Raw genomic sequence first — 17,579 nt, forward strand, 5'->3', positions numbered from 1 at the left:
ATTCTTCTCTTAACCTTTCAGACGATCTTCCAAGAATGGGACCAGTTCTGTGTGTGCATGACGCAATAGTGCCTCAGTTGTATCCCAATTGATACAGGCATCGGTAATTGAAACGCCATATTGCATTTCGTTGAGAGGAATATCGGATGACTGATTACCTTCATTAATATGACTCTCAATCATCAGGCCAATAATCGATTTGTTACCTTCACGAATTTGGTGAATCACATCTTCAGCAACCAAAGGCTGGCGACGGAAATCTTTACGCGAGTTAGCGTGGCTACAATCCACCATCAGAGAAGCATCCAGACCCGCTTTCGCCATATCCTGCTCACACTCGGTAACAGACACTGAATCGTAATTGGTTTGTTTACCACCACGCAGAATCACATGACCATTTGGGTTACCTTGAGTTGTCAGTAACGCAACCTGACCTTCACGGCTAATCCCCATGAAGCGGTGGCTTGAAGACGCAGCCTGCATCGCATTAATGGCTGTTGCCAAGCTACCATCAGTACCGTTCTTGAAGCCGATTGGCATAGATAGACCACTTGCCATCTCACGGTGAGTCTGAGATTCAGTCGTACGTGCACCAATTGCTGCCCAGCTGAATGTGTCAGCTAGGTATTGAGGACTGATCGGATCCAGCGCTTCGGTCGCCAGTGGAATCTCCATCTCTGCTAGTTCAACCAGCAGTTTGCGCCCTACGTGCAGGCCGTGCTCGATATCGAAAGAACCGTCTAGATGCGGGTCGTTGATCAAACCTTTCCAACCCACTGTGGTACGTGGTTTCTCGAAGTAGACGCGCATAACAATGTAAAGCTGGTCGCTGAGCTGCTCAGACAATGCTTTAAGACGCTTAGCGTATTCTTTCGCAGCGTCCAGATCGTGAATTGAACAAGGACCACAAACCACTAGTAGTCGATGATCTTTCTTATGAATAATGTTAGCGATAGTCTGACGAGACTCCTGAATAAAGCGACGAGCGTTATCACTCAGTGGTATCTTGGCTTTCAGCTCTTCAGGTGTAATCAGAACTTGTTCTTCACTAATATTAATGTTGCTCAATTCACTTTTTTGCATAACTCAAACCTGTATATATTTTTTTACACCCAATTTAAAGCATCTCTATTGGGCTGGATTAAGCATAAAGTAACAGCCTAGAAACAAATTTCAAGGTGTACATATAAAAAAACACAGTGTAATTATTTATTTACACAACTGTAATTTGAGCTAGTTAGTTGAAAAACTTCGACTCATGCATGTTTTCTTCAACTTATCTTTTCTAAAATAAGCCTATAGCCCAGCATATTACTTCACTCATGGATCTCATTCTTTCCTTACTTCAGCAGATGTGTGTCTACTTAGTCCTTGCTTATATGCTAAGTAAGACCCCGATTTTCCTGCCATTGCTGAGTATCTCTAACCGCCTGACACACAAACTCAGCGTCTATGTACTGTTCTCTCTGTTTTGTGTCATGGGGACGTACTTTGGTTTGCAGATCAATGATGCGATTGCCAACACGCGTGCGATCGGAGCCGTGATGGGTGGTTTATTTGGTGGGCCTGTGGTTGGCTTCTTTGTCGGGTTAACTGGCGGTTTGCATCGTTACTCGCTTGGCGGGTTTACCGACCTTGCTTGTGCTATCTCGACCACCGCGGAAGGTTTGATTGGTGGCTTGTTACACACCTACCTGCTCAGGCGGGGCAAAGGTGCCCAACTGTTTAACCCAAGCGTGGTGTTTGCGGTCACCTTAGTGGCAGAGATCGCCCAAATGGCGATCATTTTGATCGTCGCTAAACCATTTGATCAGGCATATTCATTAGTCTCTGCGATTGCCGCCCCAATGATCATCGCAAACTCAGTCGGCGCAGCGCTATTTATGAGCATACTGCAGGATCGAAAAACTATCTTTGAAGAGTACTCCGCCACCTTCTCGCGCCGGGCATTGAATATCGCCGAACGGTCGGTTGGTATTCTCGCTTCTGGTTTCAACACGAAAAATGCGGAAAAGATTGCTCGAATCGTTTACGAAGAAACCAATGTGGGCGCCGTGTCGATCACTGACAATGAGAAGATCCTCGCGTTTGTGGGCATTGGTGACGATCACCATAAACCAGAAACGCCGATCTCTTCGCAAAGTACACTCGATGCAATCTCACGTAACGACATCATCTACCTCGATGGCAAAGACAAGCCATATCAGTGTTCAATCTCTAAAAGTTGCAAACTGGGCTCTGCGCTGATTATTCCTCTGCACTCAGGAGATAAAGTAATTGGCACCATTAAGCTGTACGAGCCGAAACGTAAGCTGTTTTCGACCATCAATATGTCGATGGCCGAAGGGATAGCACAGTTGCTTTCCAGTCAGATCCTATTTGGTGACTACCAACAGAAACGCACTTTACTCTCTCAAGCAGAGATAAAATTGCTCCATGCGCAAGTAAACCCACACTTTCTGTTTAACGCTCTAAACACCATCAGTGCCGTCATTCGTCGCGACCCTCCTAAAGCTCGTGAGTTGATTCAGCACTTGTCACATTTCTTCCGGAGTAACCTCAAACAAGATGTAGAAACGGTTACTCTTAAAGAAGAATTGGCGCACGTTAACGCTTATCTCACCGTCGAAAAAGCGCGTTTTACCGACCGATTAGAAGTGGATATTGATATTGATTCCGCATTGCTGGAGCGCAAACTGCCGACCTTTACCCTACAACCTTTAGTCGAGAACGCCATTAAGCACGGCATATCAAACCTACTGGAAGGAGGAAAGATCCGCATTTACAGCCAAAAACTTGCGCAGGGTTATCAGCTATGTGTGGAAGACAATGCAGGCAGTTACACACCACCAGCCGACAATCATCAGGGGCTGGGGATGCAAATCGTCGATAAGCGTTTGACCAACAAGTTTGGTCAGGCGGCATCACTCAATATTGATGTGACGCCAGACCAACTGACGAGAATGAGCTTCCTCATTCCCGAAAAGAAAATGAATTAGGACACGGATATGCTTTCTGCTTTAGTCATAGATGACGAACTGTTTGCGCGTGAAGAGCTGACTGAGCTGCTTGAAGAGTCGGGCCAAATCACTGTCATAGATCAGGCCAGTAATGCGATTGAAGGTCTGAAAAAGATTAACCAGCTTAAACCCGATGTGGTCTTTCTCGATATTCAGATGCCGCAAATCACAGGCATTGAGCTACTTGGGATGCTTGATCCTGAAACCATGCCAAAAGTTGTGTTTGTCACCGCCTACGATGAGTTCGCTATTCAGGCGTTTGAAGACAATGCGTTCGATTACTTATTGAAACCGGTAGATACCTGTCGGTTGGACAAAACCATTAAACGCCTTCTTAGGTCAGTCAGCAGTAATACTCAGGAACAAGTCTCAGCGATCACCCCATCTAGCCTAGATCAGGTGCCTTGTATTGGCCTGAATCGGATTGTCATCATTCCGACTCAAGATGTGGAGTTTGCTTACAGTGATATCAGCGGCGTTCATGTCCAGACAGAAGAACAAAAAGCCACTTCACAGCTGACGCTCAAAGTGCTCGAAGAAAAAACGCCTCTGGTACGCTGTCATCGGCAGTTTCTGGTTAACATCAAAGCGATCAAAGAAATCAAATTGTTAGAGAACGGATTGGCAGAGATCATCACTGTCAGTGATCACCCGATTCCCGTCAGCCGTCGCTACCTGAAAACGTTAAAAGAAATGCTCGGCTTCCACTAAAAAGAGCCGCTATTGCGGCTCTAGTTCTCTCGTTACTTTTAACTTATCCAATAACGCGTTTCATGGCTTCGGAAGCCTGCTTCCACTCATTACTGCTACGCAGCTCAGACAAAGTGAAAGATTGTTTCTTCAATAGCTCAGTTGCTTGTGGCGTTTCCATCACAGGCAGATTGTCCAACACTTCAATCTGCGCATCACGCTTATTGCACACCAACACCATGTCGCAGCCCGATGCCAGAGACTGATGAGCACGCTCAGCTGGGCCACCCATTACAGATGCGCCTTCCATCGTCAGATCATCAGAGAAAATAATGCCATTGAAGCCCAATTGTTTTCTCAGCACATTCTTGAGCCAGAACTCAGAGCCACTGGCAGGCTGGTCGTCATAATGAGGGAACACCACATGCGCAGGCATCATCGCATCCAATAGCCCCGCCTCAATCTGAGCTTTAAAAATCGCCATATCCTGTTCGAGAATGGTATCTCGCTGATCATAAGGGGTTTCCAGATGCGAGTCCGCAATCACACCGCCGTGGCCGGGAAAGTGTTTGCCTGTCGTTGCCATACCCACCGCTTTCATGCCGCGCATGTAAGCATTGCTGTGGCGGATGATGGTATCGACATCTTCACCAAATGAGCGGCTACCAATCGCCTTACACTCATGACCTTTATCCAGTACCGGAGCAAAGCTTAGATCGATGTCATGAGCAATCAGTTCTGCCGCCATTAACCAACCGCCTTGTTCAGCCAGCTTTTCGCCATTCGCTTGCTTGGCATAGGATTCCGCCGCAGGGATAAGGGAAAAGCCTTCCTTGAAACGTTGAACTCGGCCGCCTTCCTGATCGACGCCAATAAGAATCGGACGTTTCGCAGCCTGACGAATCGACTTGTTCAGGGCCAGCAACTGCTCATTATCGTGATAGTTGCGGGCAAACAGAATGACGCCACCGACGGTTGGGTGCTCAAGAATTTCTCTGTCTTCTGCGGTCAGTTCGCAACCTTCTACATCAACCCATAAAGGTCCCATAATCATTCCTTACTGTTTTAAAACCGCAACAGCGGATTTACTTTGTTCAATTAATTGGTCAGCGCTCTCTTCCTGCTGAGTTAACGCAATGAAGAGCAAGTCTGTCATCAGCAGCTGACTGTCTCGTGCTGTAATGGAAGAGCTTCTTATCTGCTCCTCATCTGCCGCCGTCATCAGTTTGATGTCGGCGTATCTATCCAATGGTGTCGGAGCCAGCTGACTGATGATGATCACCTTAGCGCCTTTACTGCGTGCCAGTTGAGCAATGCTCAGCACCTCTCGACTTCGCCCGGAATACGACAACGCAACCAGCACATCGTTCTCACTCAGCGCTGCGGCATTGGCTATCTGAATATGTGCATCGTACTCGCAGTGCACCGCATGGCCAATTTTGGTCAGCTTGTAGCTCAAATCTTTGGCGACCAGCGAAGAAGCGCCAACGCCCGCAATCTGAATTTTTCCGGCTAAGTGCAGGTAGCCTGCCGCTTGCTGAATCGTGTCTGCATCATTGAGTGCTACAGTTCGGTCAAGTGACTGCTGTTTACTCGATAATAACTTAGCCATCACCAGAGCCATGTTATCGCTGCGTGAGATGGTGCCGTGAATCGCTTTCTTTGAACTGGGTTGATACGCCAATTCACTCTCATATAAGCGAATTTTCAAATCGGAGAAGCCACTGTAGCCGATCTTCTGACTAAATTTCACGATTGTCGATTGGCTGACACCGATGGCTTTTGCCAGCTCAGGAGAAGAGAACTGTTTTACCTGTTGAGGGTATTCGAGTAAATATCGAGCTATCTTGTTATCTGCTGGTGAAAGCTGAGGTAACAGTGCACGAATTCGAGCTAAACCTTTCATCTTCCCCTCCTCTATTTGATTTTCAGTGTACTCAGCCGCGTTAAACTGGGGAATAGTTATTCCAGTCCAAACAGAAATTTGGAATAAACTAACGCGTGAACTGAGAACAGGATCATAGAATCAAAGCGGTCATTATTCCATCAAAGAATAGACTTAGGAATGAACTATTCATATCAGCATACTGCTAAAAAACGATAAATAGATTCCCTACATGATTCAGGCTATGGAGCTGCGATGAATTCTTTATTTACCTCTCTCGACTGGGCTGTGTTCGCCTTATACTTTGCGATCATTGCCTATACTGGCTGGCATTTCAGCCGAGTCAAAATTACTTCCACTAAGGATTACTTCCTTGGTGGGAATAGTATGCCAATGTGGGTAGTGGCCGTTTCCGTTCTGGCAACATCTCAGTCAGCGGCAACATTTCTGGGCGGCCCAGATTCCAGTTACCGTGGTGACTTAACTTACCTAGCCACCAATATAGGCGGTATTCTCGGCGCTCTGTTCGTTGCTTGGATTCTGATCCCACGCTTCTACCAGAATAAAGTGTCGACTGTTTATGAATTACTCAAAGTACGTTTTGGCGAGAAAACCAAACAGCGTGCCGGGCTGATGTATCTGGTTGGACGCGTTTTTGCTTCTGGCTCACGACTGTATATGGCAGCGATTGCGGTCTCGATGATTCTGTTTACCAACATCAACCCAACCAGCGTTATCGCTTCGGTTGTTATTTTGGTCGTTGTTGGCCTTGCTTACACTTACATGGGTGGGATTCGCTCTGTAATCTGGAGTGACCTGATCCAGTTAATTGTTTACGTCGGCGCGGCGCTGGCTGTAATTATTTACCTGCTGGGTCAATTTCCAGCAGACTTTAGCCAAATCATGCACGTGTTAGAGAACCCAGGGCCAGAACAAGACTCAAAGCTTACCTTGCTCGACTTTAGCCTTGATTTCTCACCAGCAGGAACCTTTAGCTTCTGGGCTTGTATTACTGGCTTCGTGCTACTGAATATCGGTGCGTTTGGCCTCGATCAAGATATGACTCAACGCGTTTTAACCTGTAAGACCGCCAAACAAGGCTCACAGGCAATGGTTAATTCAATTATCTTTTCACTGCCGATTGTTCTGATTTTTATGACCATTGGCTTGCTATTGTATGTGTTCTACCAGCGTCCTGATCTGATGGGAGTCGAAGGGCAAGATGTCGTACAAAGCTTCAATGGCGAAAATGTCACTATCTTTATGTACTACGTGCTGAACGAAATGCCAGCAGGCTTACGTGGCCTCGTGACGGTGGGAGTTGTCGCTGCGGCGCTATCGACGCTGAACTCTGGTCTTAACTCAATGTCTTCCGTGGCCACTCAAGACTTGTACAAGCCATGGAAAGAAGCTCGTGATGGCCAGCAAGATGACGTCCACTATGTCAAAGTCGGTCGATTTGGAATGGCAATTGCGGCAGTTGCACTGGGTAGCATGGGAATCTTGTGTTTCTACTGGCAGCAATACACGGACATGCCACTGCTCGCGTTCGCACTCAGTGTGATGGTATTTGCCTACACGGGTCTCCTTGGTGTCTATTTCACCGCTCTGTTTACGGACCGAGGCAGTGAGCGTTCGGTTGCGATGGCACTGGTCGCTGGCTTCCTGACCACACTGTTGCTGCAGGCTTACGTTTGGGACAACACGCTCGGGCTCATCAATCCAGATTGGGCAGGGCTGAGCTTAGCGTTCCCTTATCAGCTTTGTATCGGTACCTTAGTTTCATTTGGTGTCTGCTTGTGTGGTAAAACACAGCCACAAGAGCAGTTGCAAACGGCTCGACTATGATTACGCATTTACTTGCAATCGACGGAGGCGGAACCAAAACCGCCTTACGTCTGACAGCTTTAGACTCGCTAGCGACTAACCCGGCTTTCATCTTGACTGTGGGCCCGTCTTCTCTAACTCAACAAAAAGAGCAAGCGCATCATCAAATACGGGAGGCAATTGAAACTTGCCTAGCACAAGTAAAACTGACGCCTCAGCAGGTATTCATTGTCATTGGCGTTGCCGGCGCTGGCAACGTCAATGCAAGACAAGCACTTGAGCAGTCGCTACTCAAATACCCTAACCGCTTAGTTACAACCGATGCTCATATTTCTTTATTGGGTGTCAATCAAGGTCAAGCCGTGAACTGCCTCGCCATTGGTACAGGCAGTGTAGCTACCCGGCTAGAGACCGATGGCTCAACTCACATGTATGGCGGTTGGGGCTTTCCAATTGGCGATCAAGGTGGTGGCGCTTGGCTAGGGCAACAGGCCGTACAGGCATTAATTGAAGCCATTGAACAGCAAACTACTAGCCCGTTGACCGACTATCTATCTCAGCATCTGGGAAGCCAGCGCGGTGATATTTTGCAATGGCTGACCACAGCGAATGCTTCACGCTTTGCGCAATTGGTCCCTGCCCTTTTGGACCACGCGCATCAAGGCTGCCCAGTAAGCCATGTGATTCTTAGACGTGGGCAGAATCATATTGATGAGCTTGTGACAAAGTGCTGTGAAAATAATGAGTTAGATATCGCTTTTTTAGGAAGTTTGGGCGCATACTATCAGCAACATATCAGTGATAAATGGCGCTCACGCCTCATCACTTCAAAAGGAGATGCACTTGATGGTGCAACTCTGTTAGCCAGACAACAGGTGGAAATTCGTAATGGATAAAGAGCTTTATATTGGCATCATGTCCGGCACCAGTCTGGACGGTATTGATGTCGCACTAGTAGAAGTAAGTGACGGACACATTCAGTTAATCGACCATGCCGATTACCCAATACCTTTGGCGGTCAAAGAGCAAGTGCTCGATATCTGTCTCGGCCAACAAACCAATTTAAAACAGGTAGGCACCCTGGATCACCAACTGGGCCATTTGTATGCCGATGCAGTGTTAGCTTTACTTGAAAAAACAGGTCACAGTAAAGAGCAAATTACCGCGATCGGTAACCACGGTCAGACGGTTTTCCACCAGCCAACAGGTGACGCGCCGTTCACGACTCAGATCGGTGATGCCAATATCATTGCAACACGAACCGGCATTACAACAATTGCCGATTTCAGACGTAAAGACATAGCTCTGGGTGGGCAAGGCGCACCACTGGTTCCAGCCTTCCATCAGTCGCTGTTTCAATCAAATACATCGAGCACAGTCGTGCTCAATATTGGCGGAATTGCCAACATCTCCGTGCTTCGCCCTGATCACCCTGTCATTGGTTATGATACCGGGCCGGGCAACATGTTGATGGACGCTTGGTGTCACCAGCACCAAGGCCAGCCTTACGACAAAGACGCCTTATTTGCACAGAAAGGTCATGTCGATACAGCACTGCTCAACACCCTACTTCAGGAGCCGTATCTTTCGCAAAAAGCACCAAAGAGCACGGGGCGAGAGCTGTTTAATTTACCTTGGTTAGAGGCTATTCTGAGCAACCATAACTGCTCCGCTGAAGATGTTCAGCGAACATTGTGTGAATACACCGCGCGAACCATTAGCTCCGAGGTAGAGAAATACTCGCTGGGAGAGCAGCCACAACTATTGGTTTGTGGCGGTGGCGCCTGTAATCCACTGTTGATGAATCGCCTGAAAGCACTACTACCTGCTTGGTCTGTCGATTCTACAGACTCACAAGGTGTCGACAGTCAGAATATGGAAGCGATGGCATTTGCTTGGCTTGCCTATCGCCGCATTCACAACCTGCCAAGCAATTTGCCAGAAGTCACCGGAGCGAGCCATCCTGCTTCTCTTGGTGTGATGTACTTTGCCGATTAAATAAGGACGATTATGACCAACGATGCACTAATCGCAGCGCTTTCCCATTTGGTTTCTGAAGGTCGTAACCCAGAAACGATGGATATTGACCTGCTGCCTTCTCTGGAAATCGTTAAAAGAATTAACCAGCAGGATAAACTCGTTCCACTCGCGGTAGAAAAAGTGCTACCTGAAATTGCTCAGGCGGTGGACAAAATCACTCAAGCATTCAAATCGGGTGGTCGCTTAGTGTATATGGGCGCTGGTACCAGCGGACGTTTGGGGATCCTTGATGCCTCGGAGTGCCCACCTACGTTTGGCGTCTCCGATCAAATGGTCATCGGCCTGATTGCAGGAGGCCCAGATGCTATCCTCAAAGCCAAAGAAGGCGCGGAAGATTCGCCGGAGCTTGGCGTTGCTGATTTGAAGTCGATTGAGTTCAGCGACAAAGACGTCGTGGTAGGAATTGCCGCCAGCGGCCGAACGCCTTACGTCATTGGTGCGCTGGAATACGCCAACGACCTTGGAGCGACTACAGTGGCACTATCATGTAACCCGGATTCCATCATTGCAGAAGTCGCACAAATCGCGATTAGCCCAGTAGTAGGCCCTGAAGCTTTAACAGGCTCAACACGATTAAAGTCGGGAACGGCGCAGAAGCTGGTTCTCAACATGCTGACTACAGCCAGTATGATTCGACTGGGCAAAAGCTATCAAAACTTGATGGTTGATGTGAAAGCGACCAACAAGAAGCTGGTCGCACGTGCCGCTCGTATCGTCATGCAGGCGACTGAGTGTGATAAGCAGCAAGCAGTCACGGTTTTAGAGCAAACGGAATATGACGTAAAGCTTGCCATCTTAATGATCCTGACCGGAATGGACGTCGACAGTGCCAGAAACCAGCTCCAACATCAGGAAGGCTTCCTGAGACGAGCAGTAGAAAATCACAATCATTAACGTAAAAAGGCTTGGTAAACACCAAGCCTTTTTATTTAGTAATACTCGTTAGCGTGCTCATCCCAACCACGCTTCCATTCCATACGAAACTTCTGCGCATCTGCCGTGCCTTCACACACGCCCTCATAATATTGCCCCGTTAAGCCAATCTGATAGGCAACATTCGGGTTGCAGTACTCTTTAATTCCGCTCAGGTAACCCTGATCATAGTCGCCCTGTTTGACACTGCCCAAGCTGGCCAGCTCTTTAAACGGACGCTGAGCTTGACCACGTACGCCGTCTTGGTACCCAATCTCATACCAGTCCCCTTCCTTGGCCAGTTGTTCAGTACTGGCGGCGCAAGCCATCAAGGTCGATACCAACATCAGAAAAATGAGTTTTCTCATTGTTTTTCCTTGTTTTTATAGAAACTCTATTAATGAAACCACTAAATCCTCAACATTGCCACTCACAAAGAGGAAAAACCACTTAATGGTGCCAAATACCACTCAATTGGGTATACGACCACTCAATTGAGATCCGAATGTGGATTGTTTCGAGTCAGCGTAATATCCAGGCTGAACTTATTAAATTATCACTAAGGAACGAGTGCTATGTTGTGGTTTTTAACCTGTGTTGCAGCCTTGATAGGTGGATACTTCATTTATGGGGCATTTGTTGAGAAAGTTTTCGGCATCAATGAAAAACGCCAAACTCCAGCCCACACACAAGCTGATGGCGTCGACTATGTTCCAATGTCGACTAAGAAAGTCTATCTGGTTCAGCTTCTGAACATCGCTGGTGTTGGCCCTATCTTCGGTCCTATCATGGGCGCGCTTTACGGCCCAGCTGCTATGCTGTGGATTGTCATTGGCTGTATTTTCGCAGGTGCCGTGCACGACTACTTCTCCGGCATGCTGTCGGTACGTAACGGTGGCGCTTCTGTACCAACAATCACAGGCCGCTATCTAGGCAATGGTGCAAAACACTTTATGAATATCTTTGCCATTGTCCTATTGCTTCTGGTCGGTGTGGTATTCGTTTCAGCACCAGCAGGGATGATCACTAACCTGATCAACGATCAGACAAGCCTGTCTGTCAGCATGACGACCATGGTCATTGCCATTTTTGCTTACTACATCATCGCCACTATCGTTCCTGTCGACAAAATCATCGGTCGCTTTTACCCACTGTTTGGCGCTCTTTTGATCTTTATGTCGGTTGGCTTGATGACAGCAGTGGCGATATCTAGCGAGCACACCGTAATGGGCGATTTCCAAGTAACGGATATGTTCACTAACCTCAACCCGAACGACATGCCACTGTGGCCAGCGCTATTTATCACCATCGCATGTGGTGCTATCTCTGGTTTCCACGCTACTCAGTCACCTTTGATGGCTCGTTGTATGGAGAATGAGAAAAATGGTCGATTCGTTTTCTACGGTGCCATGATTGGTGAAGGTGTGATTGCGCTTATCTGGTGTGCGATTGCTCTATCTTTCTTCGGTAACCTTGATGCGCTTTCTGAAGCTGTGAAAAACGGCGGCCCAGGTAACGTAGTATACAGTTCTTCATTTGGCCTGCTTGGTGTATTTGGTGGTGTGATTGCCTTCTTAGGTGTCGTGATTCTACCAATTACATCCGGTGATACTGCGTTCCGCTCTAGCCGTTTGATCTTGGCTGAATACTTCAACATGGAACAGAAAACGCTACGTAACCGCCTACTGATGGCTGTCCCTCTTTTCGTGATTGGTGGCATCCTAACTCAGGTAGACTTCGGTGTTATCTGGCGTTACTTCGGCTTCGCTAACCAGACAACAGCAGTTATGATGCTGTGGACGGCTTCAGCTTACCTACTTCGTCACAACAAGCTGCACTGGATCACTACGATTCCAGCAATCTTTATGACGACTGTCGTGGTGACCTTTATCCTAAACAACAGCACGCTAGGGTTTGGTCTACCAATGAACGTTTCTACCATCGCTGGTATCTTGTTCTCACTTGCGACAACGGCCTACGTCATCAAAAAGTCTAAAGGCAAAGGGGAAACTGACCTAGCGGATGAAGACAAGCCAAAAGTAGCGACTGAAACCGCTTAAGTCTATAGATTGGCATATTGATTAAGGCTCCTTAGGGAGCCTTTTCTTTTGTCTGAAACTGCTAAACAAGCGTCGATGAGCAAAATGCTCACGATAGCGAAAAATCAGATTAAAGCCAGTTTTCTGCATTTAAATCAGATGTAAAAAAGGCGACTTAGTGTCGCCTTGTTATCCTTTCAAGTCTCTAGTCGACCTGTTTAATCTGTAGCTCTTTTGGTACTTCAAAGAACATGTTTTCTTCACGGCCGAGTACTTCTTCTACCGAACGTGTGCCAACAAGCTCTTTGATGCGTTCCAGAATCTGATTAACCAACTCTTCTGGCGCTGACGCCCCCGCCGTTACACCTACTTTCACTTTATCGTTAAACCATTCGGGCTCGATATCTTCCGGGCAGTCTGTCAGATACCCTGGAGTACCCAGCTTTTCAGCCAGCTCTTTCAGACGAGTCGAGTTAGATGAGTTTTTAGAACCGACAACAATCACTACATCAACGTCTGTTGCCATTTCTCGTACTGCATCCTGACGATTCTGTGTGGCGTAACAGATATCGTCTTTGCGTGGCCCCTGAATCTCTGGGAAGACGCGACGCAGCTCAGTTATAACATCAGCGGTTTCATCTACAGACAATGTCGTCTGACTTACGTAATGCAGATTACTCTGGTCTTTGACTTTTGCTTTGAGAGCGGCCACATCCGCTGGCGTCTCAACTAAGTACATACCACCTTGTTCACTGGCATACTGGCCCATTGTACCTTCGACTTCTGGGTGTCCAGCATGACCGATCAAGACCACTTCCATATGACGACGGCTTGCACGAGCCACTTCCATATGAACTTTGGTTACCAGTGGGCAAGTCGCATCAAAGACGGTCAGATCACGCTCTTTCGCTTCTTTACGAACAGCCTGAGACACACCATGAGCAGAGAAAATCACAATATTGTCATCTGGCACTTCATGAAGCTCTTCCACAAAGATAGCGCCTCTTTGCTTAAGACCTTCGACCACAAATCGATTGTGCACAACTTCATGACGAACATAAATCGGCGGTTGATACATTTCTAATGCACGCTCAACAATGCTGATCGCGCGATCAACACCTGCACAAAAGCCACGTGGGTTGGCTAAAAGAATTTTCATTTCATTGCTCATAGTGATTATTTTATCGCTTCAGGCCGCTATTCTACTGACAAAATTTCAACTTCAAAAGTCACATCTTGCCCTGCTAGCGGGTGGTTGAAATCAACCGTCACTGAGTCACCCGCAATTTCGGTAATGATTCCAGGGATTTCCATACCATCAGGGCCAGAGAAAGCCATGATTGTGCCCACTTCAACTTCTGCATCACCAACAAATCTTGCACGATCCATATGATGTACATTGTCTGGGTTCGGCGCACCAAAGGCATCTTCCGCTTTCAGCTCAATCGCCTTTTGCTCACCCACTTCAAGTCCTAGCAAGCATTGCTCAAAGTTTTCACTTAGGCTGCCATCACCGATAACGAGCTTGGCAGGCTTACCCATGTTGTGCGTGCTATCCGCAACCGAGCCATCTTTAAGTTTGATTGTAAAATGCAGCGTTACTGCGGATTCCTGGACAATAGTGGTCACAATACTGTTTCCTTGTTATTGGAGATATTGGCTTCTATTCAATAGAGGCTTCGTTATAGTAAAAAGCGCTCTCTGAATCAACAGACAGCGCTTAGGGTTATTCGAACATTATCAGCTTACGCTTTTTTTTCAGCGTCTTTTTTACGAAATCCATCAAGGATAATCATTGCAGCACCAATACAAATCGTACTGTCTGCCAAATTAAACGCTGGCCAGTGGTAGTCACCCCAGAAAAAGTCTAGGTAATCGACAACATAACCGTGTACCACACGATCAAACACGTTACCCACCGCACCACCGATGATCATGGCATAAGCTACATTATTCCATTTCTCTTTTGCTGGCAGTTTACTCATCCAGTAAGTCAGCATAGCGGTTACCGCAAAAGCGATACCCGTAAACAACCAACGTTGCCAGCCAGCCTGATCGCTAAGGAAGCTAAATGCAGCACCGTAGTTATGTACGTAAAGCAGATTAAAGAAAGGCAGTACCTCAATACGATTCGCCCAGCCATAACCCATGTTATCCATCACAAACAGCTTAATACCGATATCTGCTAGAAAGATAACCAATGCTAGCCACAACCAGCGCACGCCTGATTGCTTCAAAGTGAGTGCTTGTTCGCTCATACAATTCCTAAAAGTAGCCCCAGTCAGTACTGGGGCTATATTATCTCAATAAAGTTCAACTTCTAGTTGCTATAAATTACGCGAAGCGACGTGTTTCACCTTCACCATCAACGTTAGACACACAACGACCACAAATCTTCTCATGACCTTCGATTGTGCCTACGTCTGGAGTGTGGTGCCAACAACGGTCACACTTCTCGTTTTCCGTTGCTTTCACTTCAACAAACAGACCTTCAACATCAGTTGCTTGTGCAGCCTCTGACTTCTCGCTTAGAGGTTTCACAACCGCCGCTGATGTCAGTAACGCAAAACGCAGTTCATCTTCAAGCTTGTTTAGTTTCGCCGCTAGTGCATCATCAGCATAAAGGGTCACTTCTGCTTGCAGAGAACCACCAATGGTCTTCTCTTTACGAGCATCTTCTAGCAGTTTGTTCACACCGCCACGAACCGCTTGGATTTCAGCCCAGAATTCGTTGTTAAGCTCTTCACCTTTAACTAGACCAAACAGACCTTCGTACCACTCGCCTGTGAATACAAACTTATCGCGTTCGCCCGGCATCTCGTTCCAGATCTCGTCTGCAGTGAACGACATGATTGGCGCCATCCAACGAACAAGCGCTTCTACGATGTAGTAAAGCGCAGTCTGACAGCTACGTTGAGCGTGGCCGCCAAGTTTCGCTGTGTACTGACGATCTTTAATTACGTCTAGGTAGAATGAGCCCATTTCGATAGAACAGAACTGCATTAAACGCTGTGTTACTGCGTGAGTGTTGTACTCACCGTACGCTTTCACGATCTCTTCTTGAGCAGCCAGTGCACGACCTACAGCCCAACGGTCTAGCGCCACCATTTCTTCAGCAGGAACAAGGTCCGTGGCTGGGTTAAAGCCGCTTAGGTTGGCAAGGAAGAAACGCGCAGTGTTACGGATACGACGATACGCATCTGCAGAGCGTTTTAGGATTTCATCAGAAACCGCCACTTCACCCGTGTAGTCCGTTGAAGCAACCCATAGACGCAGAATGTCAGCACCTAGCTTGTTAGTTACATCTTTTGGCGCAACCACGTTACCGATAGATTTCGACATCTTACGGCCTTGACCGTCAACCACGAAACCATGAGTAAGCACTTGCTTGTATGGCGCTTCGTCTTTCATCGCGATAGATGAAATGAGCGAAGACTGGAACCAACCACGGTGTTGGTCAGAGCCTTCTAAATATAGGTCTGCCGACGCGCCGTTGTACTCTTCACGAGCATCAACCACTGAGTAGTGAGTCACACCTGAATCGAACCATACGTCTAGCGTATCCAGTACTTTCTCGTACTTATCCGCTTCTTCACCTAGTAGGTCAGAGATCTCTAGATCCCACCAAGCTTGGATGCCTTTTTCTTCAACCAGCAGAGCGACTTTCTCTACTAATTCGATCGTATTTGGATGAAGCTCTGCCGTTTCTTTATGAACGAATAGAGCGATTGGTACACCCCAAGTACGTTGACGAGAGATACACCACTCTGGGCGACCTTCAATCATACCTTCGATGCGGCTTTGGCCCCACTCTGGCATCCACTCAACACCTTTGATTGACTCTAGTGCTTTTGCACGTAGGCCAGCTTGGTCCATAGAGACGAACCATTGTGGCGTTGCACGGAAGATGATTGGCGTTTTGTGTCTCCAACAATGCGGGTAGCTGTGCTCGTAAGCGTGGTGATGTAGAAGCGCGCCTTTCTCTTTTAGCGTCTCAACAACTGCATCGTTCGCTTTGAACACGTGTTGACCAGCAAACAGCTCAGTATCCGGCAGGTAAACGCCGTTTGAACCTACTGGGTTAGCGACTTCTAGGTTGTACTTGTTACCGACTGCAAAGTCTTCTTGGCCGTGGCCAGGTGCTGTGTGAACCACACCAGTACCAGAATCCGTTGTTACGTGATCGCCAAGGATCGCAGGAACGGTGAAATCGTAGAACGGGTGGTTAAACTGAGATAGTTCAAGATCGCTACCTTTGGCAAAACCAAGGTTATGGAAGTGCTCGATACCCGCACGATCCATCACGTCTTTCGCTAGCTCAGAAGCAACGATGATTCGCTCTTTAGAATCGCCTTCGACTTGAATCAATACGTACTCTAGATCATCACGTAGACAGACTGCGCGGTTTGCTGGCAGTGTCCATGGTGTAGTTGTCCAGATAACGATCGAGATCTCGCCTTCACCTTCGTGACCTTCGTTCAATGAGAACTTAGAGAGAAGCGCAGCTTCATCTGCCGCTTTAAAGCGTACGTCGATAGATGGAGATACTTTGTCTTTGTACTCTACTTCCGCTTCTGCAAGAGCAGAACCACAGTCAGTACACCAGTGAACTGGCTTGAAGCCTTTTAGTAGGTGGCCGTTATCTGCGATTTTACCTAGCGCACGGATGATGTTCGCTTCTGTTGCGAAATCCATAGTGCGGTATGGCTTATCCCACTCACCCATGATACCTAGGCGTTTGAAGCTCTCTTTTTGACCTTCTACCTGACCCGCAGCATAGTCACGACATTTCTGACGGAACTCAGCCGCTGTCACTTTTTGACCTGGCTTACCAACCTTTTTCTCTACCATTAATTCAATAGGTAGACCGTGGCAGTCCCAGCCAGGAATGTAAGGAGCGTCAAAACCTGAAAGTGTTTTGGATTTAATAATAATGTCTTTAAGAATCTTGTTTAGTGCGTGACCAATATGAATGTCACCGTTGGCGTATGGAGGGCCATCGTGTAGAACGAAAGATTTTTTGCCTTTCTTCGCTTTACGGATTTCGCCGTAAAGGTCTTCTTTATACCAACGCTTAAGCATTTCTGGCTCGCGGTTCGCCAGATTGCCGCGCATCGGAAACCCTGTTTCAGGAAGGTTCAGGGTATCTTTATACTCACTCATCGA

At 47.4% G+C, this 17,579-nt stretch carries 15 protein-coding genes; 7 read left to right on the forward strand and 8 right to left on the reverse strand.

Features of this window, described 5'->3' with window-relative positions:
- Positions 1-9 precede the first annotated feature (9 nt).
- On the reverse strand, positions 10-1,083 hold the full coding sequence (locus VIC_RS02875) for a 3-deoxy-7-phosphoheptulonate synthase (protein ID WP_006957686.1): 1,074 nt from the start codon (positions 1,081-1,083) through the stop codon (positions 10-12).
- Positions 1,084-1,322: 239 nt separating this feature from the next.
- On the opposite strand from VIC_RS02875, the gene VIC_RS02880 reads away from it, so the two are divergent.
- Both VIC_RS02880 and btsR read left to right on the forward strand, forming a co-directional pair.
- Positions 1,323-2,999 carry a sensor histidine kinase gene (locus VIC_RS02880; protein WP_006957687.1) on the forward strand — a complete coding sequence of 559 codons (1,677 nt, stop codon included), beginning with the start codon at positions 1,323-1,325 and terminating at the stop codon, positions 2,997-2,999.
- 9 nt (positions 3,000-3,008) lie between these two features.
- Complete coding sequence (gene btsR / locus VIC_RS02885; protein WP_006957689.1) at positions 3,009-3,731, forward strand: two-component system response regulator BtsR; 723 nt, start codon at positions 3,009-3,011, stop codon at positions 3,729-3,731.
- 43 nt (positions 3,732-3,774) lie between these two features.
- Here btsR and nagZ read toward each other — a convergent pair whose 3' ends face one another.
- Positions 3,775-4,758, reverse strand: coding sequence for a beta-N-acetylhexosaminidase (nagZ, locus tag VIC_RS02890; protein WP_006957691.1), 984 nt, complete (start codon positions 4,756-4,758; stop codon positions 3,775-3,777).
- A gap of 9 nt (positions 4,759-4,767) precedes the next feature.
- Positions 4,768-5,616 carry a MurR/RpiR family transcriptional regulator gene (locus VIC_RS02895; protein WP_006957693.1) on the reverse strand — a complete coding sequence of 283 codons (849 nt, stop codon included), beginning with the start codon at positions 5,614-5,616 and terminating at the stop codon, positions 4,768-4,770.
- A 234-nt stretch (positions 5,617-5,850) separates the two neighbouring features.
- On the opposite strand from VIC_RS02895, the gene VIC_RS02900 reads away from it, so the two are divergent.
- The 4 genes from VIC_RS02900 to murQ are packed head-to-tail and all read left to right on the forward strand — an operon-like array spanning position 5,851 to position 10,356.
- The gene (locus VIC_RS02900; protein ID WP_039951229.1) at positions 5,851-7,443 is read left to right on the forward strand and encodes a sodium:solute symporter; all 1,593 of its coding nucleotides are present in this window, start codon (positions 5,851-5,853) and stop codon (positions 7,441-7,443) included.
- Entirely contained in the window at positions 7,440-8,318 is an 879-nt protein-coding gene (locus tag VIC_RS02905) for a glucosamine kinase nucleotide-binding domain-containing protein (RefSeq protein WP_006957696.1), read from the forward strand. The genes VIC_RS02900 and VIC_RS02905 overlap by 4 nt, the downstream gene beginning before the upstream one ends.
- Positions 8,311-9,420: an anhydro-N-acetylmuramic acid kinase gene (locus VIC_RS02910; protein ID WP_006957698.1), complete on the forward strand. Its 1,110-nt coding sequence runs from the start codon at positions 8,311-8,313 to the stop codon at positions 9,418-9,420. The genes VIC_RS02905 and VIC_RS02910 overlap by 8 nt, the downstream gene beginning before the upstream one ends.
- Before the next feature lie 12 nt (positions 9,421-9,432).
- Positions 9,433-10,356: an N-acetylmuramic acid 6-phosphate etherase gene (gene murQ / locus VIC_RS02915; RefSeq protein ID WP_006957700.1), complete on the forward strand. Its 924-nt coding sequence runs from the start codon at positions 9,433-9,435 to the stop codon at positions 10,354-10,356.
- 35 nt (positions 10,357-10,391) lie between these two features.
- On the opposite strand, the gene VIC_RS02920 is transcribed toward murQ, so the two are convergent.
- Entirely contained in the window at positions 10,392-10,742 is a 351-nt protein-coding gene (locus VIC_RS02920; RefSeq protein WP_006957703.1) for a DUF2799 domain-containing protein, read from the reverse strand.
- Positions 10,743-10,949: 207 nt separating this feature from the next.
- On the opposite strand from VIC_RS02920, the gene VIC_RS02925 reads away from it, so the two are divergent.
- On the forward strand, positions 10,950-12,434 hold the full coding sequence (locus tag VIC_RS02925; protein ID WP_006957705.1) for a carbon starvation CstA family protein: 1,485 nt from the start codon (positions 10,950-10,952) through the stop codon (positions 12,432-12,434).
- Positions 12,435-12,618: 184 nt separating this feature from the next.
- Here VIC_RS02925 and ispH read toward each other — a convergent pair whose 3' ends face one another.
- The 4 genes from ispH to ileS form a co-directional block, all read right to left on the reverse strand.
- A complete protein-coding gene (ispH, locus tag VIC_RS02930; protein WP_006957707.1) occupies positions 12,619-13,584 on the reverse strand; it encodes a 4-hydroxy-3-methylbut-2-enyl diphosphate reductase in 966 nt (321 codons plus the stop codon).
- Between the two features lie 26 nt (positions 13,585-13,610).
- Entirely contained in the window at positions 13,611-14,042 is a 432-nt protein-coding gene (fkpB, locus tag VIC_RS02935) for an FKBP-type peptidyl-prolyl cis-trans isomerase (protein ID WP_006957709.1), read from the reverse strand.
- A 116-nt stretch (positions 14,043-14,158) separates the two neighbouring features.
- Entirely contained in the window at positions 14,159-14,671 is a 513-nt protein-coding gene (lspA, locus tag VIC_RS02940) for a signal peptidase II (protein ID WP_006957711.1), read from the reverse strand.
- A gap of 76 nt (positions 14,672-14,747) precedes the next feature.
- The gene (gene ileS / locus VIC_RS02945) at positions 14,748-17,576 is read right to left on the reverse strand and encodes an isoleucine--tRNA ligase (protein WP_006957712.1); all 2,829 of its coding nucleotides are present in this window, start codon (positions 17,574-17,576) and stop codon (positions 14,748-14,750) included.
- Between the last annotated feature and the right edge of the window lie 3 nt (positions 17,577-17,579).

This window comes from Vibrio coralliilyticus ATCC BAA-450, from assembly GCF_000176135.1.
Taxonomy (GTDB): Bacteria; Pseudomonadota; Gammaproteobacteria; order Enterobacterales; family Vibrionaceae; genus Vibrio; species Vibrio coralliilyticus.